Annotated in this window: 20 protein-coding genes; 5 read left to right on the top strand and 15 right to left on the bottom strand. The window is 61.6% G+C overall.

Translation table 11 applies throughout. The features are described 5' to 3' along the window. Positions 1–68: 68 nt before the first annotated feature. Positions 69–905, bottom strand: coding sequence for an HAD family hydrolase (locus QEH57_RS05030; RefSeq protein WP_309005590.1), 837 nt, complete (start codon positions 903–905; stop codon positions 69–71). Positions 906–1,131: 226 nt separating this feature from the next. On the opposite strand from QEH57_RS05030, the gene QEH57_RS05025 reads away from it, so the two are divergent. Together QEH57_RS05025 and QEH57_RS05020 are read left to right on the top strand one after the other, a co-directional pair. Next, positions 1,132–2,589: a hypothetical protein gene (locus QEH57_RS05025; RefSeq protein WP_309005589.1), complete on the top strand. Its 1,458-nt coding sequence runs from the start codon at positions 1,132–1,134 to the stop codon at positions 2,587–2,589. Between the two features lie 51 nt (positions 2,590–2,640). Next, positions 2,641–5,406 (top strand): SUMF1/EgtB/PvdO family nonheme iron enzyme, encoded by a 2,766-nt coding sequence (locus QEH57_RS05020; protein ID WP_309005588.1) that lies wholly within the window; start codon positions 2,641–2,643, stop codon positions 5,404–5,406. 39 nt (positions 5,407–5,445) lie between these two features. On the opposite strand, the gene QEH57_RS05015 is transcribed toward QEH57_RS05020, so the two are convergent. From QEH57_RS05015 to QEH57_RS04980, 8 genes are all read right to left on the bottom strand, one after another. Further along, on the bottom strand, positions 5,446–6,804 hold the full coding sequence (locus QEH57_RS05015; protein ID WP_309005587.1) for an alkaline phosphatase family protein: 1,359 nt from the start codon (positions 6,802–6,804) through the stop codon (positions 5,446–5,448). Between the two features lie 131 nt (positions 6,805–6,935). Continuing rightward, the gene (locus tag QEH57_RS05010; RefSeq protein WP_309005586.1) at positions 6,936–8,090 is read right to left on the bottom strand and encodes a 3-dehydroquinate synthase; all 1,155 of its coding nucleotides are present in this window, start codon (positions 8,088–8,090) and stop codon (positions 6,936–6,938) included. Positions 8,091–8,158: 68 nt separating this feature from the next. Next, the gene (locus QEH57_RS05005; RefSeq protein ID WP_309005585.1) at positions 8,159–9,037 is read right to left on the bottom strand and encodes a UbiA family prenyltransferase; all 879 of its coding nucleotides are present in this window, start codon (positions 9,035–9,037) and stop codon (positions 8,159–8,161) included. 44 nt (positions 9,038–9,081) lie between these two features. Next, on the bottom strand, positions 9,082–10,275 hold the full coding sequence (gene eboE / locus QEH57_RS05000; RefSeq protein ID WP_309005584.1) for a metabolite traffic protein EboE: 1,194 nt from the start codon (positions 10,273–10,275) through the stop codon (positions 9,082–9,084). Positions 10,276–10,402: 127 nt separating this feature from the next. Continuing rightward, the gene (locus tag QEH57_RS04995) at positions 10,403–12,826 is read right to left on the bottom strand and encodes a response regulator (protein WP_309005583.1); all 2,424 of its coding nucleotides are present in this window, start codon (positions 12,824–12,826) and stop codon (positions 10,403–10,405) included. A 65-nt stretch (positions 12,827–12,891) separates the two neighbouring features. Next, positions 12,892–13,668 (bottom strand): TatD family hydrolase, encoded by a 777-nt coding sequence (locus tag QEH57_RS04990; RefSeq protein ID WP_309005582.1) that lies wholly within the window; start codon positions 13,666–13,668, stop codon positions 12,892–12,894. Between the two features lie 93 nt (positions 13,669–13,761). Further along, positions 13,762–14,031, bottom strand: a complete 270-nt coding sequence (locus QEH57_RS04985) for a hypothetical protein (protein WP_309005581.1) — start codon at positions 14,029–14,031, stop codon at positions 13,762–13,764. Continuing rightward, on the bottom strand, positions 14,028–15,236 hold the full coding sequence (locus QEH57_RS04980) for a PLP-dependent aminotransferase family protein (RefSeq protein ID WP_309005580.1): 1,209 nt from the start codon (positions 15,234–15,236) through the stop codon (positions 14,028–14,030). Before QEH57_RS04980 ends, QEH57_RS04985 begins: the two co-directional genes overlap by 4 nt. Positions 15,237–15,306: 70 nt before the next feature. On the opposite strand from QEH57_RS04980, the gene QEH57_RS04975 reads away from it, so the two are divergent. Next, positions 15,307–16,191 (top strand): LysR substrate-binding domain-containing protein, encoded by an 885-nt coding sequence (locus tag QEH57_RS04975; RefSeq protein ID WP_309005579.1) that lies wholly within the window; start codon positions 15,307–15,309, stop codon positions 16,189–16,191. 14 nt (positions 16,192–16,205) lie between these two features. Here QEH57_RS04975 and QEH57_RS04970 read toward each other — a convergent pair whose 3' ends face one another. Both QEH57_RS04970 and QEH57_RS04965 read right to left on the bottom strand, forming a co-directional pair. Next, the gene (locus tag QEH57_RS04970; RefSeq protein WP_309005578.1) at positions 16,206–17,207 is read right to left on the bottom strand and encodes a metal-dependent hydrolase; all 1,002 of its coding nucleotides are present in this window, start codon (positions 17,205–17,207) and stop codon (positions 16,206–16,208) included. A gap of 128 nt (positions 17,208–17,335) precedes the next feature. Next, positions 17,336–18,145, bottom strand: coding sequence for a spondin domain-containing protein (locus QEH57_RS04965; protein WP_309005577.1), 810 nt, complete (start codon positions 18,143–18,145; stop codon positions 17,336–17,338). A gap of 251 nt (positions 18,146–18,396) precedes the next feature. Between QEH57_RS04965 and trpB the strand changes: the two genes are divergently transcribed. Together trpB and QEH57_RS04955 are read left to right on the top strand one after the other, a co-directional pair. After that, entirely contained in the window at positions 18,397–19,620 is a 1,224-nt protein-coding gene (gene trpB / locus QEH57_RS04960; protein WP_309005576.1) for a tryptophan synthase subunit beta, read from the top strand. A gap of 116 nt (positions 19,621–19,736) precedes the next feature. Beyond that, on the top strand, positions 19,737–20,609 hold the full coding sequence (locus tag QEH57_RS04955) for a YicC/YloC family endoribonuclease (RefSeq protein ID WP_309005575.1): 873 nt from the start codon (positions 19,737–19,739) through the stop codon (positions 20,607–20,609). Between the two features lie 6 nt (positions 20,610–20,615). Here the strand turns inward: QEH57_RS04955 and lspA are convergent, their stop codons facing one another. The 4 genes from lspA to QEH57_RS04935 form a co-directional block, all read right to left on the bottom strand. Continuing rightward, entirely contained in the window at positions 20,616–21,197 is a 582-nt protein-coding gene (lspA, locus tag QEH57_RS04950) for a signal peptidase II (RefSeq protein WP_309005574.1), read from the bottom strand. A 10-nt stretch (positions 21,198–21,207) separates the two neighbouring features. Continuing rightward, positions 21,208–21,978, bottom strand: coding sequence for a TraR/DksA C4-type zinc finger protein (locus tag QEH57_RS04945; protein ID WP_309005573.1), 771 nt, complete (start codon positions 21,976–21,978; stop codon positions 21,208–21,210). A gap of 6 nt (positions 21,979–21,984) precedes the next feature. Next, a complete protein-coding gene (gene ileS, locus QEH57_RS04940) occupies positions 21,985–24,720 on the bottom strand; it encodes an isoleucine--tRNA ligase (protein WP_309005572.1) in 2,736 nt (911 codons plus the stop codon). Positions 24,721–24,953: 233 nt separating this feature from the next. Further along, a complete protein-coding gene (locus tag QEH57_RS04935) occupies positions 24,954–25,274 on the bottom strand; it encodes a hypothetical protein (protein WP_309005571.1) in 321 nt (106 codons plus the stop codon). Positions 25,275–25,380: the final 106 nt, after the last annotated feature.

Below are 25,380 nucleotides of genomic sequence, written 5' to 3'. Positions count from 1 at the left end.
GCGCGGAGAGAAGTGGCCGCGCCGTGGTTGGCGTTCGGTTTCGCCGCCGGAATGGGCAGCAGGCCCTGCTATTGCTTGTAGTAGTCCTGCATGGCTTGCACGGCGCGGGCGAAGGAAGTTTCGGGAGGGCCGTCGGGGGTGACGAGGGTCGCGGCTTCCTTGGGTGAGATCCAGGCTCGGTCCATGGCGGCGGAGAAGCCGGAGAACTCGAACATTGGGATGTCGTTGTTCCCGTCGCCGAAGGTCGCGAGTTCGGAAGGGGCGATGCCGAGGTGGGCGATGAGGGGCTTGAGAGCGGACGCTTTTGAGGTCTTGGGGTCGGCTTGCTCGAAGATGTTTTCCATGGAGCGCACGGTGTAGAGCTGGCTGTCTCGCAGGAAGGGGAGTTGCTGGACCGCGTCGAGTCGCTCGCTGGCTTCGAAGTAGACGATCTTGAAGATCGATTCCTTCAAGATGGCTTCCGGAGTGGTCGGGGTGGGGGTGATGCCTGCCAGCTTGGTGTAGTAGTCGAGCCAAGGGGAGGGCGGGGTGAGGGAGTAGAGTCCGGTGGCGGCGTAGGCGACGATGGAGAGTTTGTTTTCCAGTCCGAATGCGATGGTGGCTTCGGCCGCGTCGGTGGGCATGTGCGATTCGAAGAAGGTCTGGGTGTTGTCCACGTCGGAGGCGTAGGCGCCCTGGGCGGAGACCATGTAGCGGACTTGGGGAAGGCTGCGAGCGAAGGGCAACATGCTTTGGTAGTGGCGTCCGGAGGCGAGGATGATCTCCACGCCTGCTTCGTGCATGGCAGCGATAGCGGCCCGGTTTTCCATGCTGATGGAGTGGTCGGGAGCCAGCAAGGTACCGTCGAGGTCGATGGCGACGGCACGGATCGGGTGAAAAGGCGAAGTGCTGCGGTGTGTGTTCATGTTGCCCCCGAAGGACAGGAGGCTTCGCCAAGGAGGGCGAGGATATTGTTTGTTACGAGTTGGGGCGGTGGGGTGGGCGTCGGAATTTAGGAAGGGAGCGGCTTCTTCATTCTCTGCGGAAATTAAAAGTAGCGAGATCGTCCCCTCGGGGGTGAATCAATTCGAGGGATCTTTTTTCGGGCATGGCTTACCTACAACGAGAATCTAACCGAACTTGGGCCAACTTATGAAACGTTACATTCCGAAAGCTAGGCAGTGCACGGCGTCGCTACTGCTGCTCGCCTTGACGGCGTGCGGCACCCGATCGAGTTTGAACCTTAGGACTGCGCCGGAGGAGGCGGAGCTTACGGCCACCAATGCCTCGGGCGACTCCGTCCGGTTGGGCAAGCCGCGCTCTACAGGCGTCAAACTGCCTATCGACTTCGAAAGTGACCGTTTTTACGAGGTTAAGGCCACTCCGATCGGCGAAGCGGCGGAAACCCATCTGCCCACCGTCGCCCGCATCGACCCCAGCGTGTACGAGGGGGCGCCGGCGCCCTCGGGCGAGCGCGAATTCGTCATCGAACTGGACCGGAAGGCCTATGTGCTGCTCGAGGACCTGCTGGAGCAGCTCGATCCGCAAGGGCGTTGGGCGACGGCTCCAGTTGCGCGCCGGTCTTTCAACGACATCGAGGAAGTGGGCGGGTCGGCCCCCGCCCTCATTTACGATTTCGGCTCGGAGCTCGGGGTGTCGGGGATCGACATTGCTCCAGACGGCGAGCGCATGGTTTTTTCGCAAAGCGTCTACGAGACACGGTCGGTTGAAGTGCCCGTCTCCCGCCGCAAGTCGGAGCTGCGCGAGGTTTCGGAGCTGGTCGGGTCCAATTTGATGAGCCTGCGAATCGGTTCCCGCGGGCTGCAGCACTTAACTTCGGATTCGTTTCTCGACAAGTTTCCCGCCTACACCGCCGATGGCCAGCACCTGGTTTTCAGTTCCAACAGACGCCAGACGGGGCTCTCCGATATATTGAGAATCCGTTCCACTGGGCGTAGCGGATTTACGGACATATTCGTCAGCAATCGTGAATCGCTCGTCATGCGACCGACGGTGGCAAATAACGGCGTGATCGCCATGGAGGTGCGCCGACTGGACAGGGTTGAGGGAGAGCCGCGGCTGCGCGAACCCTATGTCTGGACGGTGGGGGGAGAGGACGGCTACCCGACGCAGGTGATTCGGGGGTCGCAGCCTTCCATTTCGCCGGATGGTGAGAACATCGCGTTTATCGGCACCGACGGAAACCTTTGGGTAACGGCCGCGGATGGCAGCAGCTCCACCCAGCTTACCCTCAACGCGCGGGAAATCGAAACCCAGTACTACGCTTCGCTGAACGAGCAGGAGCGGGTTGCTTTTGACGAGCTCAAGGCCTCCGGGTTCAAGCCGATCCAGCCGTACTCGCTTCCAACCTGGTCGCCGGACGGCCAATACATCGCCTACAGCTCCTGGGAGGGGCTCGACTCCACTGGACGCCCCAACGAGGACATTTGGATCATGAATTTCGACGCAGGCTCCAAGCGGCAGCTGACTACCAACGGCTCCGTTGACACCCACGCCCTCTTTGCTCCGGACCAGAAAGGGATCTATTTTCTGTCTAATCGCGGACATCGCTGGGCGATTTGGAGGATCTACGTCGATCTCAGTTTGTAGTCGATCCGGCATGGATTCTGCGAAATCGGGGACTCTCTTGGATAACCCATTATGCAAAGCCTCCCGCTAGCTCCTGATTCTACCTACCACAGCGCCAGTCCGGGGCGGACCGTTTTCGGCGGACGCTATCGGCTGGAGCGACTGCTCTCCCGCGGCGAAGGCGATGCGGAGTGGCTCGCCAAGGACAAGGAATCGCGAAGTTGGGTCACGCTCCGGTTCCTTCCGACGTCGCTGGGCTTGGACGAGGACGCAGTGAGCGAGCTAACGCGACAGGCTCGCGTCAATTGGGGCCTGGACCATAGCAGCATCAACCGCGATCTCGATTTTCGCTGGGAGGGCTGCCTCTACGCCTTGATCTCCGAGTACCGCGAAGGCTTCACCTTAGGGAGAGAACGCATGACCCGACCCCTGCGCGTCCTTGAGACCGCGGATCTGGAGGGGTGGGTCAAGGAGGTTTGCTCGGCCTTGGACTATGCTCGAGCCCAAGGCGGGCCGCCCCACGGCGACCTGAAACCGGGAGCTCTCCTGCAGGGCAAGAAAGGGGACCGCGTCATAACGCGTTGGGGCTTGGCCGCAGAGCTATCGCAGAGGAGCGGCCCGGAGGCGGTGCAAGCAAGCTTGGCAGGCTCGCTTGCCTATTCCAGCCCACAGCTCTTGGCAGGAGAGCCGGCTCGCTTCTCGGACGACTTTTACGCCCTCGGCGCCACGCTGTACGAGCTGATCACCGGTCTCCCGCCCTTCCACGAGGGCGATCTTGAGGAGCAAATTCGAAGCGAGGTTCCGCCTACGATGAAGGAGCGTCGCCTGCAGGTGGGTCAAGCGGGCGACTCGATTCCATCGGGCTGGGAAGCGGCGGTGGCGGCCTGCTTGGCTAAGGATGCGGACGACCGCCCGAGTGGCGGCGAGGAATTCCTAGCCTATTTGGATGGTAGCCATCCATGCTTGGTCCCAGCGGCTCAGGTACCGGTTCCTGAGCCGCCGGAGCGGGAAAGCGCAGGCTTTCGCCAAGAGACGGCCGCTGTTGAGGACGAGGAATCGGCGTCTCGGCGGGGAGACGCCGACGCGGATACGGATCGAGAGTCCGAGGGCCTCGCGGATGGAGCTCGGAGGCTATCTTTCGAAGACGCCGAAGATGGCGGGCCACCCACCTCGCGCATGCTGCTGCGACTGGCGTTCGTTTTGCTGTTCGTCGTCTTCGGCGTGGTCTATTACTTCTTTGCATGGTTGCCGGTGCGGGACCACCGCCAAGCCCTGGCTGCGGCCGCGGCAGCGGAGGTTCAGGAACAGGCGGAGCAAGAGCGGCTCGCCCAGGAAGCGGCCGCGGCGCAGATGCTCCGCATCGAGCAGGAAGCGCTCGAGCGAAGGGAAGCCGAACGCTTGGCGGAGCAACGGCGGGAAGCAGCGAGATGGGAGGCGGAGCGATTGGAAGCCGAGCGTATCGAAGCCGAACGGCTGGCGGCCGAGAGGCTCGCAGCGGAAAGTCGGGAGGCGGAACGGCTTGAGGCGGAGCGTTTGGAACAGCTGCAACAGCTCCCTGAGCGCGAATCGCTGGCCGCCGTCGGGGAAGAGACCGATCGAAGTCGAGCGGTCGCGCCTGAGCCGGTGACAGTGGAGACGCCGCAGGGAACGGCTCGGTTGGTGGCTGAAACGGGCTCTGGCCAAAACCCAGCTGTGGCGAAGATATCTTTGCGAAGCCTTGAGCTCGAAGCGGAAGCTCCTCCAGTCGAGTTGGATGCCGAGAACGTCTTGGAAGCCGACGGTTTGCCGGCAGGGCGCTACCGAGCGACGGTGAGCCGGGAAGGGTGGCCCACGCAGACTTGGGATTTCGAGCTGCGGGCGAATGGCACAGTGGAGCGGACTTTCGATCTGAGCGAAGCCTCCGTTTACCTAACCAGCAATCCTGAGGGAGCCGAGGTTTGGGAGGGCAGCCGGAAGCTGGGCGAGACTCCGCTTTTGCTAGAGGGCTTGGCGCCTGGCCCTGTCCAGTTCGAGTTGCGACGGCGTTTTAACCAGAGCGTCACCGTTTCGGGCGTGGCCGTGGCTGGGAAAAAGGCGGACCTTTCGGCGCAGCTCGTTGGCATGGAGGGCCCTCCCGGTCGCGTTTGGGAGCGCCAAGTGCCTGGCGTTGGAATCCCGCAAGTTTGGATACAGCCTGGTTCCTTCATGATGGGAAGTCCGCCTGACGAAAAAGGCCGCCGCGACGATGAGTCCTCGCGCCGCGTGACGTTGGAGAAGGGCTTTTGGATCGGCCTGCATGAAGTGACGCAAGACGAGTGGCAGGCAGTGATGGGAGGCAATCCTTCGCTCTTTAGGTCCGGGGGAGGCCGACTTCCGGTCGATACGGTAAGCTGGAGCGAGGCTCAGGAGTTTTGCCGTCGGCTGAACGAGCAGGCCCGGCGAGAAGGCCGTCAAGTGGAGGGCTACGAATACCGGCTGCCGACGGAGGCGGAATGGGAGTACGCCTCTCGCGCGGGATCGGAAGGTCCCTTTGGCGGCGACGAACTGGAGGCGATGGCCTGGTACGTCGAGAACAGCGGGCACAGATCCCGAGAGGTAGGCGTTCGGAAAGCCAATGCCTGGGGGCTGTTTGATATGCACGGCAACCTCAGCGAATGGTGCCATGACTGGTATGGCAACTATCCGCCGGGAGCGGAGGAGAATCCGTCAGGTCCCGCTTCGGGCACTACTCGAGTGTTTCGCGGCGGCAGCTGGGGGGCAGGGGCGGACTTTTGTCGGTCGGCCAAGCGCAATAGCGCCCGCCCTGACGACCGGTTCCACTCCCTTGGCCTGCGGGTGGCGCTGGCTCCCGCTCTTTAGCGAACGACTTCGCGGCTTCAACCGAGGGCGCTTTCCGCTTTAGAAATGGGCGAGCAGTTGGTGGTGGACTGCGGTGGAGGTGAGTTCGGGTGGCGTTTGTCGTGGGGTTATGAATACGGGCCAGTCGGATTTGTTTTTGGGGCAGGCTCCGTGGGAGCCTTTGACGAGGGTGGCGTCGAGGGGGATGACGTCGAGCAGGGCCCGGAAGCCGAGCTTTTTCTTGAGGAGGAATTTGGCGATTTTGGCCGGTGGAAATTTGATCTGGGGGTCGATGAAGAGTTCCACGGGGTCGTAGCCAGCTTTGCGGTGGATGTCGACGCAGCGGGCGAAGTCGGGCGCGAGGGAGTCGTCGAGCCAGTAGTAGTAGGTGAACCAGGCGTCTTCGCGCGAGACGGCTACGAGGTCGCCGCTGCGGGGATGGGCGATGCCGGCTGCTTGTTGGGCGGCACGGTCGAGAACTTGGTCGACGCCGGGGAGGGCTGCGATGGTCTCGCGGACCTGGGTTTCGAGGGAAGGGTCGTTGAGGTAGACGTGAGCGACTTGGTGGTCGGCGACGGCGAAGGCTTTGCTGGCGCCGCAGTCGAGCTGCTCGAGGCCGAGCTCGTCTTTGATGGTGATCCAACCTTTTTCGCGCAGGGCGCGGTTGATGTGGATGGGGGTGTCGACTTGAGTGATGCCGTATTCGGAAAGCAATACGACCTGGACTTGTCGGCTTTCGTAGAAGTCGAGGAGCTCGCCGACTACGGTGTCGATTTCTTGCAGGTCGCGGGCGATGTGGGGGTGCTGGGGGCCTAGGCGCTGAAGGTTGTAGTCTAGGTGGGGGAGGTAGACGAGGCTGAGGTTGGGGCTGTGTTTTTCTTCAGTCCAAATGGCGGACTTGGCGATCCACTGGGAGGAGGGAATGCTGGCTTTTGGGCCCCAGAAGGTGAAGAAGGGGAATTCGCCGAGGTCGGCCTTGATTTCTTCGCGCATGCCCATGGGTTGGGTGTAGACGTCGAAGACTTTGCGTCCGTCGGCGGGGTACATGGGGCGCGGGGTGATCGTGTAGTCGGCCGACGAATACATGTTGTACCACCAGAAGAGTTTGGCGGTGGTGAAGTCGGGGTTGGCGTCGCGGAGCTTTTCCCAGAGCTTAGGGCTCTTTACGAGGTGGTTGGATTGTTTCCAGAAATGGATCTCGGAGTAGTCGCGGTTGTACCAGCCGTTGGCGACGATGCCGTGCTCGGAGGCCGTCGCTCCGGTGAGGTAGTCGGACTGGGCGGTGCAGGTGACGGCCGGGAAGGCGGGTTTGACGCAGGCGGAGTTGTGGGTGGTCGCGTACTTTTGGATACGGGGTGTGTGGGGACCGATGAGGCCTTGGGTGAGGCCGACGACGTTGATGACTGCGAGACGTTGCATTTATTTTTAAACCACGGATGGACGGGTATGAAAACGGATCGTTTTAGATTTGATAGCGGCTTGCTTTGGGGGTGCGGGGAGGTGGGTGGTTGACTCTGCGGGACGGGCGTAAAGCCCGTGCCCTACGGGGGCTATCGTGGGAGGCTTTGGATGGATTGGAGGATCTTTTCGGTATCCATTTCGTGGACTTCGAAGCGTTGGCCGATTTCTTTGAGCAGGGTGATGGTGAGCAGGCCGCCGAGGTGTTCGCGGAATTCTTCGAGGCCGGCGAGCGTGGCGTTTTTGCCGTCCGCGGTCTTTTGCTCGAGTTCGGGGGCGTAGGTGGGGAGTTGGAGCTTTGTAATGAGGTTTAGGATACGGTTGACGGACGTTTGGTCGAGGTAGCCCATCTTTTGCGAGTAGAGAGTGTCGATGGCGATGCCGATGGCGACGGCTTCTCCGTGGGAGATGCGGAAGTCGGAGAGTTGCTCGAGCTTGTGGGCGGCCCAGTGTCCGAAGTCGAGGGGTCGCACGGAGCCCATCTCGAAGGGGTCGCCGGAGGTGGCGATGTGGGTGACGTGGTGCTTGGCGGAGCGGTGCACGAGCTGGCGCACGGCGTCGGGCTGGAAGGCGTTGAGGGCGTCAGCGTGGGACTCGATCCAGTCGAAGAAGGTGGCGTCTCGGATGAGGGCGACTTTGATGGCTTCGATGTAGCCGTTGCGCAGGTGCTTTTCGGGCAGGGTGTCGAGGAATGCGAAGTCGTTTACGACGGCGAAGGGGGGCGCGAAGGTGCCGACGAAGTTTTTCTTGCCGCGGAAGTTGAAGCCGTTTTTGACGCCGACTCCGGCGTCGCCTTGGCCGAGGGTGGTAGTGGGAAAGCGGATATGGCGAATGCCGCGGTGGGCGGTGGCGGCGGCGAAGCCGACGGTGTCGAGCAGGGCGCCTCCGCCGATGGCGATGAGGTAGGAGTGGCGGCAGATCTTTTGGTCTTCGATCTGGGCGTAGATTTCCTTGAGGTAGTCGGTGTTGTTCTTGATGGGTTCGCCGGCGGGGAGGAGGTGGATGCCGCGCAGGTTGAGCTCTTCGCGGTGGTGCTGGAAGTAGGCCTCGATTTGGGGAACGAGTTGGGGGTTGGCGGCGGCTACGCCTTCGTCGAGGTAGAGGATGGCTTTGCGGCGGGACCCGGATTCCTTGGAGCAGAGCAGATTGAGCAGGAGGGGATTTTCGGTGGCGAAGGCGTTCTCGGTGAAGAGGACGCGCAGTTGGTAGGGGATGGCGATGGAGTGTTCGATGTTTGGAAGGTTCATCTTTTGATTTTGCCCACGAGGGACAGGAGTGGGCACGAACGAGCGCGGCATTAGATTTCGAATACTTGTCAGCTGGCGGGGATGAAGCGTTGGGCGGCGGTGGTGAGGGCGAAGAGGACGGCGAAGAGGACGAGGTGGGGTTGGGTGGCGAGGCCGAGGGTGGCAAGGATGAGGAGGTCGAGCAGGGGGATGGAGGCGAGGAGGGGGCCGATGGTTTTGCCGATGATGAGCTTTCCCCCGACGCGGGCTCGCAGGAAGGAGCGGGCGATCCAGACCAGGAAAAGGGCGAGGGCGGCTGTCTGTTCGGCGGTGAATCCGTGTCGGCTGTAGTAGAAGGCTCCGAGTACGGGGGCGGCGATCATGGCGAGGGCGGGGTAGTCGATCTCGTTGGTGGTGGCTTCGGTACGGGCGAGGAAGGTGATGCCGAGGACGAAGACGAAGATGGTGCCGGTGGCGATGAGGTTGTTGGTATCGATGCCGTTGGCGAAGGCGGAGGCGACGGCGAGGTAGAGCAGGGCCCGGCATGCGGCCATGAAGATGGGGGCGATGGGATTGCCTTTGTGGTTGCTGTCGTAGAGGACGACGCTGGCGACGACGCCGGCGGCGAAGGCGGCGGGGAGCCAGCGAGTGAGGCCGGGGTCGTTGAGCAGGCCGGTCCAGGCGATGGCGGCGAAGCCGAGGGCAAGCAGGGCGGCGGCGATGTTTCGCACGGCGGGGGCGGAAATTTGGCCGGAGGGGATGGGGCGCTCGGGGCGTTGTTGGGCGTCGATCTCGCGGTCGCAGTAGTCGTTGAGGTACATGCCGCCGATGTAGAGGAGGCTGGCTCCGAGGAGGTAGCTGGCGAGCTGGAGGTTGTTGTAGCCGCCGACGATGATCCAGGCGCAGAGGATATTGGACCAGACGGTGGGCAGGTTGGAGGCTCGGGCGAGGGTGAGGTGAGTGCGCATAGGGAAGTGGCGAGTCCTGGGTGGGTCTTGCTTTAGGATCGTGGTTAGGAAGAAGGGAGGAGGGAACGGGTTTCTAGTTGGGGGAGAAGCCAGCGGTATTCGGCGGTGATTTGCTCGACGACGGTGGGCGTGTGTAGTTGCTGGGGCATGACGGCCCAGGTGTAGGTTTCCATCTCGAAGTGCTGGCAGAGAGCGGGATTGGCTGCGACGTAGTCGAGAGTGTCGAGAAGGTGGTCGGCGGTGGAGAGCAAGGGAGAGGCCGGTTGGGCGTGCAGAGGAATGTGGAAGTGGATACGCCATTCGTCGGCGGTGTCCTGGCCGTTTCGTCGGGCGGCGAGGGCCTCGGGGAGATCGAGGTATTTTCGTTGGGTTTGGGGGGCTGTTTTTTGGGGACGGGGGGCGGCAATGACTTGGTGGAGGTAGGTGGGTTCGCAGTAGGTCTGCAGTTGGTCGAGGGTGGCGGGGGAGAAGTCGCGGACCTTAAGGGCGGAGGAGAGGTGGATCTTGGAAAGTCGGATGCCGTTGGCTTGGTAGCATGCGAGGGATTCGGGGGCGCTTTCGTATTGGAGAGCGAGGTGGCAGGTGTCGTAGTTGACGCCGATGCGTTGGCGGATACGGTCGGCCTGGGCTTGGCCGTCGAGGAGTCGGTCGAAGAAGCGGAGGGTTTCGGGGGTGGTTTCGAAGAGGCAGAGTGGTTCGGGCTCCAGGCCGAGGTGGAGGTCGACGTCGTTCTTTTCCGAGAGTTTCTCGATGTGTTCAAAAAGTCGATACAGGTTTTGGTTGATGGCCTGGATCTGCTCGTCGGATTGGATGAAGGGTTTGAAGGAGCCGGGGACGGTGGAGACGGAGCCGGCAACGCCTTGGGGGACGAGCTGGACGAGGATGTCGAAGAGCTGCTGGGTATAGGCTAGGCGCTCCGGGGTGGTCCAATCGGGAGAGTAGGCGCGTTCCTTGACGGGTTGGCCATGAAAGTCGCCGTATGGGAAGCCGTTGATGGTGAAGACGTAGCAATTTTCCTTTTCGAGCCACCCTTTGAAGTTGGCTAGGGTGGCGGGGCGTGAGAGCTCCTGGGCTGCGGAGGCGGAGAGGCGGAGTCCGATGGCGTATTCGTCGTTTGGGCACAGGTTTCGGCGTACGGAGAGCACGTCCTCTTGGAGGGAGCGGAAGGTTTGCTCCCAGTCTTTGCCAGGGTGGACGTTGGTGCAGTAGGCGAGGTGTGCGTGGTGTTTGAGGCGCATGGAGGATCCTGTTCGGCTTGTGTTTACCGAAGGTGTAGGGGACGGAAGGCCGGAGGCAAGGATATGCGGGCCGAGGCGGCGCGGAGTGTGGGGCCTTGTTTGGCTCGGGGCGGGAGGCGCCGGAGATCTAGTCTCGCTTGCTCAGGTACTCGCGGGCCTTTTGGAGGGCGAAGGTGAGCTGTTCCGGGCGAATGGGTTTGGAGAGGTAGTCGTCCATCCCGGCTTCGAGGCAGTTTTCCTTGTCGCCTTCCATGGCCCCGGCGGTGAGGGCGATGACCCAGGGTCGCGGGAACTCCGGGGGAAGGAGGCTTTGCAGCTTGGCGAAGGTTTCGATGCCGTTGAGGCCGGGCATCTGGATGTCCATGAAAACGATGTCGTAGGGGGTCTGCTGGCAGAGGTCGAGGGCGGTGTATCCGTTTTCGGCGAGGTCCGTTTGGTAGCCGCATTTCTTGAGCAGGTTTGCGGCGACGGTTTGGTTGACGGGGTTGTCTTCGACGATGAGGACCCGTTCCGCGTAGACGGCGCTGGCGGTTTTGCCGCGAGGCTGGCTTTCGGTCTGGGCTCGTTCGCTGGGATCGGTAAGGATTTTGGCGAGCGCCTCGGCTAGCTGGAAGGGCGCGATCGGCTTGAGGATGCGGATTTGGAATTCGCTGGGGGCTGCTTTGTCGAGCTGGTTTTCGAGGGTGTCGATTCGGAATAAGGGGAGCGGGTAGGGGAGCCGGACTCGTTTGATCTGGCGGGCGAAGGAGTTGGCGCGTTGCCAGTCGGCGTCGAGGTCGACGAAGGCGCAGTCGAAGCGGGTGTCGCCTTGCAATGACTTGAGGGCGCGTTCGGGGGTGGCGACGGCGGTGACGCGCAGTCCTAGGGAAGCGAGGGCTTGGTTGAGGATTTCCTTGCTGCGACTGGGGGCGCCGATGACGAGCGCTTCGCGGGCGGCGAATTCCGGGAAGTTCGTTTGGGTAGGGGGGCTAAGGGCGGGCAGGGAGGCGACGCAGGTGAAGGTGCTGCCGCTGCCGAAGTCGCTTTCGACCCGGATTTCTCCGTCCATGAGCTTGGCGAGGCGTTGGCAGATGGCGAGCCCGAGTCCGGTTCCTCCGAACTGGCGGGTGGTGGATGCGTCCGCTTGGGAGAAGGGGCGGAAGAGCTTGTCGATAGTCTCTGGCTTGATGCCGATGCCGGTGTCTTTGACGGAGAAGCTGAAGCGGTAGCGGGGTCCGTCGGTCTCGCCGGGGGACTCGGGCTGGGCGGCGAGGTGCAGCTCGATTTGGCCGGCGGCGGTGAACTTGACGGCGTTGCCGAGGATGTTGACGGCGATTTGGCGAAGTCGGGTCTTGTCCCCCAGTACTTGGCGGGGGACTTCCGGAGCCACGGAAAAGTGGAGCTCGAGGTTTTTGCTGGCGGCGAGGGGGCGAACGACTTCGAGGGCTTGGTAGAGGCAGCGTTCGATGTCGAAGGGATGGGCTTCCAGTTCGATGCCGCCTGCCTCCAGCTTGGAGTAGCTGAGGATTTCGTCGATGATGGCGAGGAGGGAGTCGCCGCTGTCGATTATGGTCTTGAGGTAGCTTTTTTGGTCGGGGTCCAGCTTGGTATCGTCGAGGAGGGAGGCCATCCCGAGCACGCCGTTCATTGGGGTGCGGATCTCGTGGCTCATGGCGGCGAGGAACTGGCTTTTGGCTTTGTTGGCGTCCTCCGCTTTTTGGCGGGCTCGTTCCAGCTCCGCTTCGGAGCGTTTCCGTTCGGTGATGTCGGTCATGCTGCCGAGTATCCTTTGGGGCCTCCGGTCGGCGGCGTAGGCGACCTTTCCCCGGAGGGAAACCCAGAGCCAATTGCCTTCGGCGTGGCGGATGCGAATTTCCGTATGGAAGGAGCGGGAGAGGTCTTCGGTGACGTTTCGAAGGGCTTCTTCCAGGCGCGGTAAGTCGTGGGGGTGGAGGTCTCGGTAGAGGCTGGCGAGGCTTCGGGTTTCCTCGTGAGGGGGGAGTCCGAGGAGGCTTTGCCAATGGGGGGAGGTCCAGATTCGCTTCCTTGCGATTTCGATTTCCCAGACGCCTTCCTCGCTGGATTCCATGGCGTGCACCCAGCGGTTGGCGATGCGGTGCAAGGTGCTTTGGTCCTCGCTGAGCTTGTCGGCGATCCGATCGAAGCCGATGGCGCAGGCGACTCCGTTGATTTCGGCGAATACGAGGGTGTATTCGATCATGACGGTGCTCTGGTCCTTGCGGCGGTGGAGGGACATTCCGTGGATGGCTTCCGTGTTCTTGGGGGGAACGAACCATTGGAGGCCGACGGTGGAGGTCCAAGGAACGGCGTGAAGGATGTCTAGGGATTGGCCGACCAGTTCGTCGCGGGCGTAGCCGTGGATCTGGCATGCCTTCGGATTGCAGTCGCCGATGAGGATGGGGTGCTTGTCGTCGGAGCCGGGTACGATGACGAGGATGCCCAGCGGCGCGTGCAGCCAGAGGGAGTCCAAAAGGGGGCTTTGGATGGGGGCGTCTTTGAGAAAGGCGGGCGAGCGGGGATGCTTTCCTGGAGGAAGAGGAGGTAAAGCCATTTGAGTGTCGCGTACTTCCACGTACACTCGGGGAAGTCGGCGAGAAAGGCAAATGGCCTGCTCTTTTAGTTGAGCTTAAAGTTCTGGGACTGGCTGAGGAAAGCGAGGGGGGTCTTGTAGAAGACTTGGTCGATGGTTTCGTCGTCGTAGCCGCGGCGGCGCATTTCCATGGCGGCGTAGGGGACGGCGAGGGGTACGGAAACTCCCCAGTCGCAAGCGGAGTTCATCCAGAGTCGGTCGGCGCCGTAGGCCTCGATCATGTCGATGGCTCGGGGGGAGGTGGCTTTGGACTCGGGGTAGAGGGTGATGCCGCCCCACATGCCGGCGTCCATGACGTACTTGACGGTGTGCTCTTCGACGTGGTCGATGAGTACGCGGCTGGGGTCGATGCGGGAGTCGGACTTGATGAGGTCGACGATGAGCTGGGTGCCTTTGAGCTTATCTTCGAGGTGGGGGGTGTGGACGAGGATGAGCTGCTGGTGTTGGGCGGCGAGGTCGACGTGTCGCTCGAGGATGGTCATCTCGTTGCGGCTGTTCTTGTTGAGGCCGATTTCGCCGATGCCGAGCACGTTGGGCTTGTCTAGGAATTCGGGGATGAGGTCGATGACTTCGTTGGCGAGGACGAGGTCTTCGGATTCCTTGGGGTTGATGCAAAGCCAGGAGAAGTGGGGAAGGTGGAACTTGGCGGCCCGGGCCGGCTCGTACTCGGTGAGCTGGCGGAAGTAGTCGTAGAACCCTTTGGAGGAGCTGCGGTCGAAGCCGGCCCAGAAGGCGGGCTCGCAAACGGCCTTGCAGCCTGCGGTGACCATGGCGACGTAGTCGTCCGTGGTGCGGCTTACCATGTGTGCATGGGGTTCGATGTAGCGCATGTTGTCGATTGCTGCGCGACTCGCTGGTCTTGGCAAACCGGAAAGCGAAGGGATGTGGAGGTCGCCCTAGCCTTTACCGGGCCATGCTCCGCAGGCGGCCTTGGTGGTGGCGGCTGGGATGAGTTCTTTGGTAGGGTCGGAGAGGGAGAGCAGGACGGAACGGGCCCGGTCGGCTTGGCCGAGCTCTTTGAGGGCTTCGAGGAAGGCTTGGTAGCGGAAGTCGTCGGTGGCTCCTTCGCGTTCGACGCGGTCCATGAAAGCGGCGATGTCGATCAGCTTGGATCGGGCGTCCATGAAGTAGAGGTCGACGGGGTTTTGCGGCTTGGCTGGCTTCATGCGCTCGACTTTGCGCAGGCGGCAGGCTGATGCAAGTCGCGGACGACCTCGGCGAGGATTCGGATGCCGGCTTCCATGCGCTCGGGCGAAACGAGGGAGAAGTTGACCCGCATGCTGCAACCTGCTTGCTCGGCTTCGGAGAAGAAGGGGGTGCCGGGCATGAAGGCGACGCCGCGTTCGAGGGTTTGGGCGAGGGCGGCGGAGAGGTCGATGGAGAGCTTGAAGGTGAGCCAGAAGAACATGCCTCCGGAGGGGATCTCCCAGGTGGCGAGGTCGGAGAAGTGCTGGCTGAGGTAACGCTGCATGAGGTCGCGCTTTTCGCGGTAGTGCTGGCAGAGTCCGGCCAGGCGCTCGGCGTTGGCTTGCGGATCCTGAAGCATTTGGGCGGCGACGAACTGGGCCGGGCGATTGCTGTGCAGGTCGGCGGCCTGCTTGAGCTTGAGCAGGTGCGGGAAGAGCTCGGGCGAGCAGGTGAGGCTGCCGAGTCGAAGCCCGGGGATAAGGGTTTTGGAAACGCTGGCGAGGTAGATCCAAGGGCAGCGCTTGAGGAAGCTGGCGATGGGGGGCGCGGGTGGAGTGTCGTAGGCGATATCTCGATACGGGTCGTCTTCGAGGAGAATGGTGTCGTGCTGGTCGAGCACGGCTGCGATTTGCTTGCGACGCTCGAGGCTGTAGCAGGCGCCGGACGGGTTTTGGAAGGTTGGATTGAGGTAGATGACAGGAGCCTGTGTCTCTGCGAGCAAGCGGTCGAGGGCCTGCGGGCAGATGCCTTCGCTGTCGAGCTCGAGGCTGTGCAGCTCGGCTTGGAAGAGCTTGAAGACTTGGATGGCTGCGAGGTAGGAGGGGGCTTCCAGGATGATGGGCGTGCCCGGCTCCAGAATGAGCTTGGCGGCGAGGTCGAGGCCTTGCTGGGAGCCGGAGGTGATCAAGGTGGAGTCCGCGGTGGCGTCGAGCCCGAGGGATTGGCTGCGGGCGGCGAGGATCGATCGCAGGGATCGCTCGCCTTCGGAGGGGCCGTACTGGTAGGCGGCGGGAGGGACATCCGGCAGTTTGAGGTTTTGCCAGAGGGAGGCGTCGGGCAGTCCGCCGGCGAAGGAGATGATCTCCTTGTCCTGGGTGCGGGAAAGGATGTCGCGAGCGACGGAGCCGGTGAGCTTCTGGATGCGCTGGGCAAGGCGTGGCGTGGACTGAGACGGGGTTTTCATTCCCCATCTTAGCAAAGTTCTTTAAATAACGAAAATATCAGTATTGGATGTTTTTGATAACAAAAACGATATGGAGATTCCCACTCACAAGCAGGTGCAGACGTTTTTGGAGGTTTGTCGCGATTTCCATTTTTCGCAGGCGGCGAAGCGTCTGGGGGTGGCGCAGCCGCAGTTGAGCCGGACGGTGCGGGAGCTGGAGAGCTTGGTGGGGACGAGGCTCTTTTTGAGGCAGGGGCGTCGGATAGCGCTCAGTGTTGCGGGAGAGGTTTTTTTGCGGGAAGTGTATCAGCTGCCGGCGATTTTGGCGCGGGCGGTGGAGGGAGCTCGAAGGGCGGCGGCGGGCGAAGAGTCGGTGTTGCGCATCGGGTTCGTCGGCGCCTTGATGGGCGAGGAGTTGCTTGAGGTATTCCAGGGATACCGTAGTCGTCATCCGGATACGCAGTTGAGTTTGTTCGATTTGGCTCCGTCCGACCTGTTGAGGCAGGTGGAGTCGGGCGAGCTCGACGGGGCGTTTTTGGGAGTGAAGCCGAAGGAATTGCCGAACGGGGTGTCGAGTTTTCAATGGAAGGTGGAGCCGGTGCTGGCCTGTCTGCCGCGCGAGCATCGCTTGGCGGAGCGAAAACGTATCAAGGTGCGGGACCTGCTTGGGGAAACTCTGGTGGTGCTGGCGGCGGGGCTGGCTCCTTCGTATCGAGATTTCTTGGACGACTTGTTCGAGAAGGAGGGAGGACGGGTGGACTCCTGCTTGGAGACGAATGGTTCCGACGCGATTTTGAGCATGGTGGTGGCCGGCTGTGGCGTTGCCTTGCTGCCGCGGTCGGCCTTGCGTCGGGCGGAGGGACGGATCGCTGCGGTGCCGCTGGAGGGATCGGAAGCCCGCTTGCGTGAGGTCTTCCTTTACCGTTCGGGCGCAAGTGGTGGCGTGGCGCCGCTCTTGGATTTGTTAAAAGGCTGAGGGCTCTTTCGAGGCTACTCGCCTTTGAGCATTCGCAGCAGGTTCTCTCGGTCGGATTCGCTGATGGCTCGCCTCGTTTCGAAGGCGGCGTGTCCGGCGTCGTTTATTTGGGCGAGATTGAGCCCCCAGAGCGGATCGATGGCGTTCGGGATGGCCGAGTAGCGGAGGTCTGTGATGAAGTCGGGTTCTTGGGGGAGAGCGGCGAGGTAGCCGTCGGAGAAGTGGTCGAAGCGGCGGAGGTCGTCGGCGAGGGGATCGTCTGCGGGAATCGACTGCAGGGCGGCTTCGAGGTCGTAGGCAGGAAGCTGGGCGCCGGGATAGGTTTTGCGGGGAGTGAAGAAGCCGACGCGGACGGCGTCCACGTAGTAGCTTCCTTGGTAGAGGTAGACGCTGCGCCAGAGCACGAGGTTGGCGATGGAGGGTTTGACGGTGAGGCGGGTAACGGCGTGGTGTCCGCGTTCGCTGATAAGCGTTTGTTGCAGGGAGCTGGCGCGTTGGTTTTGCAGGAGGCCAAAGCTAAGGTAGGCGATGGCGAAGCCGGTGGCTGCTTGGGCGAAGAGTGTTCGTTTTTTGAATACAGCCAATAGGGCGAGTAGGAGGAGGGGCAGGGTGAAGAGCGGATCGACGATCGAGATGATGCTCCAAGAGATTCGGGCGTCGGAGAACGGCCAAAGCAGCTGGGTCCCGTAGCTGGTGCAGGCGTCGAGCAGGCCGGCGGTGGCGTATCCGCTTGTTGAATATAGGTAGAGGCGAGCGGGCGTTATCCACTTGCGGCAAAAGGGTAGGAATAGCAGGGCGGTGATCAGTCCGCCGAGCGGGATAAAGGCGAGGGAGTGGGTGAAGTGCCGGTGGTACTCGACGTTGAGGAGCGGGTCTTGTGAGGAACGGATCAGGATGTCGAGGTCTGCAAGCATTCCGCCGGCGCAGCCTGCGAGGGCGGCGATGCGGAGGTGGCCGGGTTTTGCGATCGCGAGGGCGGCGACGGTGCCGAGTACGCCTTGGGTGACGGAATCCATGGGAGTGAAGAGAGAGGGGAGAAGGGAGAAAAGTGAAGGGCGAACTGGCAATTCGCTTCTCGGAAACGCGAAAAAGGCGGCCTCTGGGAAGAGGCCGCCTCGGGTAAGTTTTTAGCTGTAAACGGGTGTTAGGCTTTTTCTTTGCCCATGCGTTTCTTGCTCATGTAGCGGAAGCCGATGACGGCGAGGGCTCCCATGAAGCCGATGTATTGGGTGGAGTCCGGAACTTGCTGCACGGAGATGCGGGCGAGTGGAGTGGCGCTGCCGAAGGTGCTATTGAGGGTGCCGAGGCCGGCGGGTAGTTCGGAGCCTTCGAAGTTAACGAGGCCGCCGTGGGTTTCCACGTTGAGGGAGGTGTCGGTGCTGGTGCCTCCGATGAGGGAGAAGGGGGCGCCGAAGGTGTCGTTGGCTTCGGTGCCCGCGTCCCAGACGTCGCGTCCGTAGATGTCCACCGAGAAGTCGCCGGTGTAGTTTCCGGCGGCGTCGAAGAGCATGTGGGCGATGTCGTTGCCGAAAAAGGCGTCGTTCGAGGGGATGAACATGGAGGCGTAGTTGAAGTAGAGGCTGCTGCCCGGAGCGAGGTCGAGCAGGGTGTAGGCCATGGAGCCCGGTGCGAAAAGCACGCCTGGAGGACCGTCGGATCCGAAGAGAACTTCGTGATGGCCGTAGGGGGCGATTTCCGAGGCGAGTCCGCCGGGGTCGCCTCCTTCGGCGAGGGCTTCGAGTCCGGGAGAGGCGGGCGAGCCTTCGTCGAAGAGATCGAAGCCTCCGTCGTGGAAGCCGAGGAAGACGGGAGTGAACCAGAGGCCGTCCGCTTCGCTTAGGTTTTCGACTTTGATTTTGAGGCTTACGGCGTGGGCGCTGGCTGCGGCGAGGCAGGCGGCGACAGCGATGCCGCGGAGCGCGGCCCGAGTGAGGGTGCTTGATTGTGAGTACATGTGTTGATTCTGAGACGAGTTGTTTCAGATCGATCTTGAGAAGGGCTTCATTGCCCGGCGCCGACTAAGAGAGGAGGGCCTTGCGGATTTTATTCCGAGCGATTGACGAATTTTTTCTGTATTGCGGATTTCACTACGTGTTTACCGGGTGAATCGGATCGCTGGGGAGGCTGGGGCAGGGGGCTGCGGGGGTGGAATTTCGTTCGATTTTTCAGGTTGCTTAGACGAGGGGCTGCTCATTCGATGCACCTATGAGCGCAAGCCCCAACACTTCTAACGACAAGTCAGCTTTGCCCGATGCGAAAGGGCGTTTTGGCCAGTTTGGCGGCAGCTACGTGCCGGAGACTTTGGTGACTGCCCTGGAGGATCTCACCAAGGAATACGAGGTGGCCAAGAAGGATCCTGAGTTCCAGAAGGAGCTTGCTTTCTACTTGAAGGAGTTCGCCGGGCGCCCGACCGGGCTTTACCTGGCGGAGAACCTGACGCGGGAATTGGGCGGGGCGAAGATCTATCTCAAGCGCGAGGACTTGCTGCACACGGGTGCCCACAAGATCAACAACGCGATCGGCCAAGCCTTGCTTGCCAAGCGCATGGGCAAGAAGCGGGTGATCGCGGAAACCGGCGCGGGTCAGCACGGGGTGGCGACGGCAACGGTTTGCGCTCACTTCGGCTTGGAGTGCGTGGTCTACATGGGCGCTGTCGATATGGAGCGCCAGAAGCTGAACGTCTTCCGCATGGAGCTTTGCGGGGCGGAGGTTCGCGGCGTGGAGAGCGGTCAGAAGACGCTCAAGGACGCGGTGAACGAAGCGATGCGCGACTGGGTGACCAATGTTCGCGATACGCACTACATCTTGGGCTCAGCCTTGGGCGCCCATCCGTATCCGATGATGGTGAGGGACTTCCACAAGGTGATCGGCGAAGAGACCCGCAAGGAGATCCTGGAGAAGGAAGGGCGTTTGCCTGACGAGCTGGTAGCCTGCGTGGGTGGCGGCAGCAACGCGATCGGTTTGTTCTACGATTTTCTCGACGAGGAGGGAATCCGCATGGTCGGCGTGGAAGCGGGCGGCCATGGCATCAAGCTCGGCGAGCATGCGGCTCGATTCGAGGGCGGGCGCCTGGGCGTGCTGCAGGGTTCGAAGACTTACATTTTGCAGAACCCGGATGGCCAGATCGAGTTGACGCATTCGATTTCGGCGGGCTTGGACTATGCGGCGATCGGGCCGGAGCACGCGTACTATCGCGACACGGGCCGGATCGAGTACGCTTACGCGACCGACGAGGAGGTACTGGAGGCGTTCAAGACCTTGAGCCGTACCGAGGGGATCATTCCCGCTTTGGAGTCGAGCCACGCTCTCGCCTACGTCTTGAAGCGCGCTCCGCAGATGGAGAAGGACCAGATCTTGGTCATGAGCTTGAGCGGACGAGGGGACAAGGACGTTAACCAGGTCGCCAAGATGTTCGGAGCGGACGTTTGATTGGTCGAAAGCGCGAAGGGCGCGGCTTGCCCGGGAAGGTCGTGGGCAGGATTTCGAAAGGGGGCCGAGTTTAGCGGTGGCGGTCCTTGCGGGGGTAGTTTTAATTTTTTGGCATTATGAAGAGCATGACTGGATTTGGCCGCTGCGAAGTGGCGGAGGATGGAATTGTGGTTTCGCTGCGCGTGAGCTCGGTGAACCGCAAGAATCTCGAGGTCGTTTGCTCGTTGCCGAAGGAGCTGCAGCAGCTCGATCGCAAGGTGCAGGAGCGGGTGCGCGAAGTGGCCGCTCGGGGACGGTTCCAGTTTTCGCTCGACGTTCGTCAAGACGGCGCGGCCAGCGGCGGCTTGCCCAGCGACGAGCAGATCGACGCAGCCATCGCTCGCCTGAAGTCCATTGCGGATCGCCACGGAGCGGATTTCAAGGTGGATGGGGACCTGCTGGTGCAGGTGTCTCGCTTGCTTGAAAAGGAGGATGCCGGACTGCCTGAGAAGGCGGCGGAGAAGCTTTTGTTCCAAGCGGTGGATACGGCTCTGAGCGAACTGGTCGAGATGCGCGAGAAGGAGGGGGCTGCCTTGAAGCAGGACTTGGAGGCCCGTCGCCAAACTTTGGCGACGCTGGTTTCAGCCGTGAAGGAACAGGCCCCCGGGATGGTCGCCAAGTATCGCGAAAACCTTCTCGCTCGCCTAGAGCAGGGAGGTCTGGAGCTCGACGTGAACGACGACCGGGTGCTTCGCGAAATCGCGTTGTTCGCGGATCGCTGCGATATCTCCGAGGAGATCACGCGGCTCGACAGCCATTTGGAGCAATTTTCCGAACTGATCGAGAAGGAGGAGCCGGTTGGGCGCCCGCTCGAATTTTTGCTTCAAGAGGTCGGGAGGGAAATCAATACGACTGGAAGCAAGGCGAGCTCGATCGAGGTGTCGCGGCTGGTGCTTGAAATGAAGAACGAGCTGGAGCGGATCCGCGAACAGGTCGCTAACGTGGAGTAGCGGCCGTTAGGCGGAGGGAGGCTTTTCCTCTTCGGCCTGGGGTTCGTCGCTTGGAATTTTCTTTGGGGAATTCTCGTCGGAGGCTGCCTCGGCTTTTTGCGTATTCTCTTTTTCGGATCTGAAGGAGAGGAGAATGTACAGGACGACGCCGACGGTGATGCCGGAATCGGCGATATTGAAGCTGGGAAAATGGTAGTCGCCGAACTGGAAATCCAGGAAGTCTATGACTTTTTGGATACGGATGCGGTCGATCATGTTTCCGATAATCCCGCCGATCATGAGGCCGTAGCCGAGCTGGATTTTCGGTTTGTCGAGCTCGAGAGCCTTGCGGAAGAAGAAGAGGAAGCCGAGCACGACGAATCCGACGGCTGTGAGCGGCCATGTGTATCCGGAAAACATGGACCAGGCGGCTCCGGTATTCGTGACGTGCACGATATGGAAGAATCCGCTGATGACCTCGATGCGGTTGGGCTCGAAGAAAGAGCCTTCCGGGAGGAGGCTCACGACCCAAAGCTTGGTGGCCTGGTCGAGAAACAAAACGGCTGCTGCCAAGATAAGCAGCAGCCTGTATTTGGAAAGTTTGGACACGCGGCGCGGCTCAGTTGTCGTCGTCGTCCGATCCGTAGTTGAGCGAGTCTTCCGACGATGCGTCGGCGAAAACGCCGCCCGCCTGGTTGCGAACGCGGAAGGTGTTCTTCTCGATCTGCTCCTGCGTTTTCATGGAGTAGCGCGTGAAGGGCACGGCCATGAGGCGCTCGTCGCGGATGCGCTTGCCGGTCATTTCGCAGATCCCGTAGGTGCCGGCGAAGATGCGGTCGATAGCGGCTTCGATTTCTTGCAGGGCGTCTTGCTCGGAAGAGACCATGGAGAGGGCGAAGTCGCGGTCGAAGGTTTCGGTGCCGGCGTCGGCCATGTGTTGGCTGTAGCCGGAGAGGTCGCCCGCGTCGTCCTTGCTGGAGCGCTTGAGGGTTTCTTCGGCGTGGGCGGTGAGGCCGTGCTTGACGTGGTCGCGCAGCTCGATGAGCAGATCGTAGAAAGGCTTGAGGTCGGCGGGGACCTTGCTGGCGTCGCGCTTCTTGGTTTCGGGCGCGGGCGCGGCAGGGTTGTAGCCGAGGATATCCGCGAGGGAGGCGGCTCCGAAGCTTTGCTTCTGCTTCTTGGCTTCCGCTTCCTCGAGAGCCTTGCGAGTTTTTTCCTTAGCGGCGATATCCGCTTTGCTCTGTGACTCTTCCTCTCCGCGCGTGCTGGCTACCGCGAGCGCGTCGTCCAAGGAAAAGCCACCTGCTGCTGCGGTTGCTTTCTTCTTAGCTGGAGATTTAGCGGCTACTTTTTTGGCAGTTTTTTTGGCAGGGGTCTTCTTTTCGGGCATGTTTTATCAGGCTTTCTTTAAGGCTTGGTCGCAGCGTGAGCATGTGTGCTCGTTGTCGGTTCCGTTATTAAGTTGGGGTTCCCATCTCCAGCAGCGAGGGCAGCGGCCGCCGCTTGCTTTTTCTGCAGAAACCGAGAGTTCGGAGCCGGAATTGGCTGCGAGTTCGACTTGAGAGACGATGAGGAGTTCCTCGAGAAAATGTTGATAGCGACTGAGTCGGGAGAAGTCTTCCGAGGCGGAGTCGCCGGAGATCTTCACGAACGCGTCAAGGGAGCGACCGATTTCACCGGCGGCGCGCAAGGCTTCCAGTTTTTCGTTCACTTGGTCGCGGAAGGCGAAGAGCTCCACGAAGTCGTCGGCCAGGTTCACGTCCTGCCATTCTTTCGCTTCGGAGGGCCAGGCTTGGAGGACGAGGGCGTCTTCGGTGAAGTCGCTTCCTTCCTTGAAGTAGGCCCAGGCTTCGTCAGTGGTGAAGGGGATGATGGGCCCCATCAGACGGACGAGCGTTTTGAAGATATGGTAGATCGCGGTCTGGGAGGAGCGTCGCAGGGGAGAGTCGGCCGCCAGGGTGTACAGTCGATCCTTGAGGATGTCGTGGTACAGGGAGGAGAGGGTGACGGACGCGAACTGGTTGCAGAGCTGGTAGACCTTGTGGAACTCGTAGTTTTCGTAGGCTTTTTCGACGGCTTCGGCGAGTTCGCCGGCCTTGTGTACGGCCCAGCGGTCGAGTTCGTGGAGCTCGTCGATCTTGAGGGCGTCCTGCTCGTAGTCGAAGTCGTAGAGGTTCGAGAGCTGGAAGCGGAAGGTGTTGCGGAAGAGGCGATAGGCGTCGCCGACGCCGCCGAGGATTTGCTCGGAGATGCCGATGTCGGCCCGGAAGTCGGTGGAGGCGACCCAGAGGCGAACGACGTCGGAGCCGAACTTGTCCATGTAGTGCATCAGGGTCATGGCTCCGTCGCTCTTGGAGAGCTTGGATCCGTCCTGGTTTACGAGGAAGCCGTGGGTGAGGATGCTCTTGTAGGGAGCTCCGCCGGCGCGGATGACGCCAGTCCAGAGGGAGGATTGGAACCAGCCGCGGTGTTGGTCGCTGCCTTCCAGGTAGAGGTCGCAGGGCCAGTCGAAGCCTTCGCGTCCCTTGAGGACGGAGAAGTGGCTGGAGCCGGAGTCTATCCAGACGTCGAGGGTGTCGGTGCCGGCCTTGAGCGTTTTGCCTTTCCAGGATTCCGGAAGCTCGACGCCGTCCAGCAGCTCTTCGACGGTGGAGGTGTACCAGAGGTTGGTGCCGGCGGTGGCTACCTTGTCGGCGATGGCCTTGATGACGCCGGCGTCCATGTAGGCTTCGCCGTCTTCGTCGTAGAAAGCGGGGATGGGCACGCCCCAGGAGCGTTGGCGGCTGATGCACCAGTCTGGGCGGGCTTCGACGTTGGCGGTGATACGCTTTTGGCCCCAGTTGGGGATCCATTTAACCTTCTCGATGGCGGCGATGGCCTTCTTCCGCGTGTCGTTCTTGTCGATGGCGACGAACCACTGGTCGACCGCGCGGAAGATGACGGGCGTTTTCGAGCGCCAGCAGTGCGGGTAGCTGTGGTTGATCTTCTTCTTCTTGAGCAGGGCTCCCGCTTCGTCGAGGGCTTTGAGGACCTTGCCGTTGGCGGGGACCCAGCCTTTTTCTTCGAGCACGGATTCGCCAACGAGAAAGTCGGGGATCTGGCCGTCGTCGGCGTACTTGCCCTCGTCGTTAACGGGGCAGTAGATGTCGAGACCGTACTTGAGGCCGGTCATGTAGTCCTCCTGTCCGTGTCCGGGGGCAGTGTGGACGCAGCCGGTTCCGGATTCGGTGGTGACGTAGTCGGCGAGCACTATGGGGCTCGGCCGGTCGATGAAAGGGTGGTGGGGCTGGACGTTTTCCAGTTCCTCGCCCTTGAGCTCGTGCACGATCTTCCAGTCTTCGAGGCCGAGGTCGGTGGCGAATTGCTCCGCGAGGTCCTTGGCGACGATGTGGACCTTTTCGCCGGCGTCTACGAAGGCGTAGGTGAGGCGGGGGTGGACGGCTACGGCGAGGTTGGCCGGGATGGTCCAGGGGGTGGTGGTCCAGATGACGATGGAAAGCGGCTTTTCGATGCCGAACTTAGCTTTGTCGGCGATGTCGAAGGCGACCCAGATTGAGGGGCTGGAGTGGTCCTTGTACTCGATTTCCGCCTCGGCGAGTGCGGTGGCGCAGGGGATGGACCAGTAGACTGGCTTCTTGCTGCGGTAGACGAGGTCCTGCTCCACGAAGGAGGCGAGGGTGCGGAGGATTTCCGCCTCGTAGGCTGGGTTCTTGGTCTTATACTCGTTTTCCCAGTCGCCCAAGACGCCGAGGCGCTTGAACTGGGAGCGTTGCACGTCGATCCAGTGTTCGGAGAAGGCGTCGCACTTGTCGCGGAGCTCGGCGGTGGGAAGGTCCTTGCCTTCGGCCTGCAGTTCCTTGGTGACCTTGTGTTCGATGGGGAGGCCGTGGCAGTCCCAGCCGGGGACGTAGGGCGTGCGGAATCCTTGGGCGGCCTTGTAGCGCAGGACGATTTCCTTGAGGGTCTTGTTCAGGGCGTGTCCGAGGTGGAGCTCGCCGTTGGTGAACGGGGGACCGTCGTGGAGGAGGAAGGCAGGCTTGTCCGCGTTTTTGTCCTGCAGTTTCTGATACAACCCAATCTTGTTCCAGTGCTCGACTCTGGCTGGCTCGCGCTTGCCAAGATTTGCCCTCATCGGGAAGGCGGTTTTGGGAAGATTCAGGGTATCTTTAAAGTTATCTGACATGCCCGTTTTTAGGAATGCGCGGATACTGGCTACGGGGGGAGGCGTGTCAAGGATGGAGGGAAATGGATTTGCGGGCGGCCGCGTCGGTCGTCTTTCTCCTTCCCTTGCAGTTGGATAGGGGAAGCCTTCGATCCGGCGTCCCGCTCTGGATCGGCAAAAGGCCCGGCTAAGGCTGCGTCCCGTCACAGTCCGACGGCGCTGCGGATGCTGTGGTAGAGCTGGTGGGTGTTTTCGGGGACGATGCGGTCGACCACGATGGAGGGGGCGTATTGGTGCTCGATGTCGATGTGCAGTCCGTCCTCGGAGCCGGGGGACACGAAGTCGGAGATGAAGTCCATGCCTCCGCGGGGGCGAAGCCACTTATAATAGAGGTCAACGTTCTCCGATTGGCTCTCTATGAGGATGTCGGTTTTGAGCCGGAGGCTGCAAATGAGGGTGAGGTCGCGAAAAGACGCGAACCAGGTTGGGGGATTCAACAGTTCGTCTCTTATTATAATAGTCATAGCGCGGCGCGATTTGCCCAGTGCTTACGCGTTGCGGTATCCAAGCCTCAACTGCGCCAACTTGAACAACGGCGGCGCGGTCGGAGCGATTGATAGGATTTTCATC

Source organism: Pelagicoccus sp. SDUM812005 (assembly GCF_031127875.1).
Classification (GTDB): Bacteria; Verrucomicrobiota; Verrucomicrobiia; order Opitutales; family Opitutaceae; genus Pelagicoccus.
The sequence above is the reverse complement of the archived record's forward strand: the minus strand, read 5'-3'. Positions and strand labels throughout refer to the sequence as shown.

Bases quoted from the DNA above. Each gene is read 5' to 3' on its own strand.
- QEH57_RS05030 (WP_309005590.1), bottom strand. From the start codon at position 905: ATGAACACACACCGCAGCACTTCGCCTTTTCACCCGATCCGTGCCGTC.
- QEH57_RS05025 (WP_309005589.1), top strand. From the start codon at position 1,132: ATGAAACGTTACATTCCGAAAGCTAGGCAGTGCACGGCGTCGCTACTG.
- QEH57_RS05020 (WP_309005588.1), top strand. From the start codon at position 2,641: ATGCAAAGCCTCCCGCTAGCTCCTGATTCTACCTACCACAGCGCCAGT.
- QEH57_RS05015 (WP_309005587.1), bottom strand. From the start codon at position 6,804: ATGCAACGTCTCGCAGTCATCAACGTCGTCGGCCTCACCCAAGGCCTC.
- QEH57_RS05010 (WP_309005586.1), bottom strand. From the start codon at position 8,090: ATGAACCTTCCAAACATCGAACACTCCATCGCCATCCCCTACCAACTG.
- QEH57_RS05005 (WP_309005585.1), bottom strand. From the start codon at position 9,037: ATGCGCACTCACCTCACCCTCGCCCGAGCCTCCAACCTGCCCACCGTC.
- eboE (WP_309005584.1), bottom strand. From the start codon at position 10,275: ATGCGCCTCAAACACCACGCACACCTCGCCTACTGCACCAACGTCCAC.
- QEH57_RS04995 (WP_309005583.1), bottom strand. From the start codon at position 12,826: ATGGCTTTACCTCCTCTTCCTCCAGGAAAGCATCCCCGCTCGCCCGCC.
- QEH57_RS04990 (WP_309005582.1), bottom strand. From the start codon at position 13,668: ATGGTAAGCCGCACCACGGACGACTACGTCGCCATGGTCACCGCAGGC.
- QEH57_RS04985 (WP_309005581.1), bottom strand. From the start codon at position 14,031: ATGAAGCCAGCCAAGCCGCAAAACCCCGTCGACCTCTACTTCATGGAC.
- QEH57_RS04980 (WP_309005580.1), bottom strand. From the start codon at position 15,236: ATGAAAACCCCGTCTCAGTCCACGCCACGCCTTGCCCAGCGCATCCAG.
- QEH57_RS04975 (WP_309005579.1), top strand. From the start codon at position 15,307: ATGGAGATTCCCACTCACAAGCAGGTGCAGACGTTTTTGGAGGTTTGT.
- QEH57_RS04970 (WP_309005578.1), bottom strand. From the start codon at position 17,207: ATGGATTCCGTCACCCAAGGCGTACTCGGCACCGTCGCCGCCCTCGCG.
- QEH57_RS04965 (WP_309005577.1), bottom strand. From the start codon at position 18,145: ATGTACTCACAATCAAGCACCCTCACTCGGGCCGCGCTCCGCGGCATC.
- trpB (WP_309005576.1), top strand. From the start codon at position 18,397: ATGAGCGCAAGCCCCAACACTTCTAACGACAAGTCAGCTTTGCCCGAT.
- QEH57_RS04955 (WP_309005575.1), top strand. From the start codon at position 19,737: ATGAAGAGCATGACTGGATTTGGCCGCTGCGAAGTGGCGGAGGATGGA.
- QEH57_RS04945 (WP_309005573.1), bottom strand. From the start codon at position 21,978: ATGCCCGAAAAGAAGACCCCTGCCAAAAAAACTGCCAAAAAAGTAGCC.
- ileS (WP_309005572.1), bottom strand. From the start codon at position 24,720: ATGAGGGCAAATCTTGGCAAGCGCGAGCCAGCCAGAGTCGAGCACTGG.
- QEH57_RS04935 (WP_309005571.1), bottom strand. From the start codon at position 25,274: ATGACTATTATAATAAGAGACGAACTGTTGAATCCCCCAACCTGGTTC.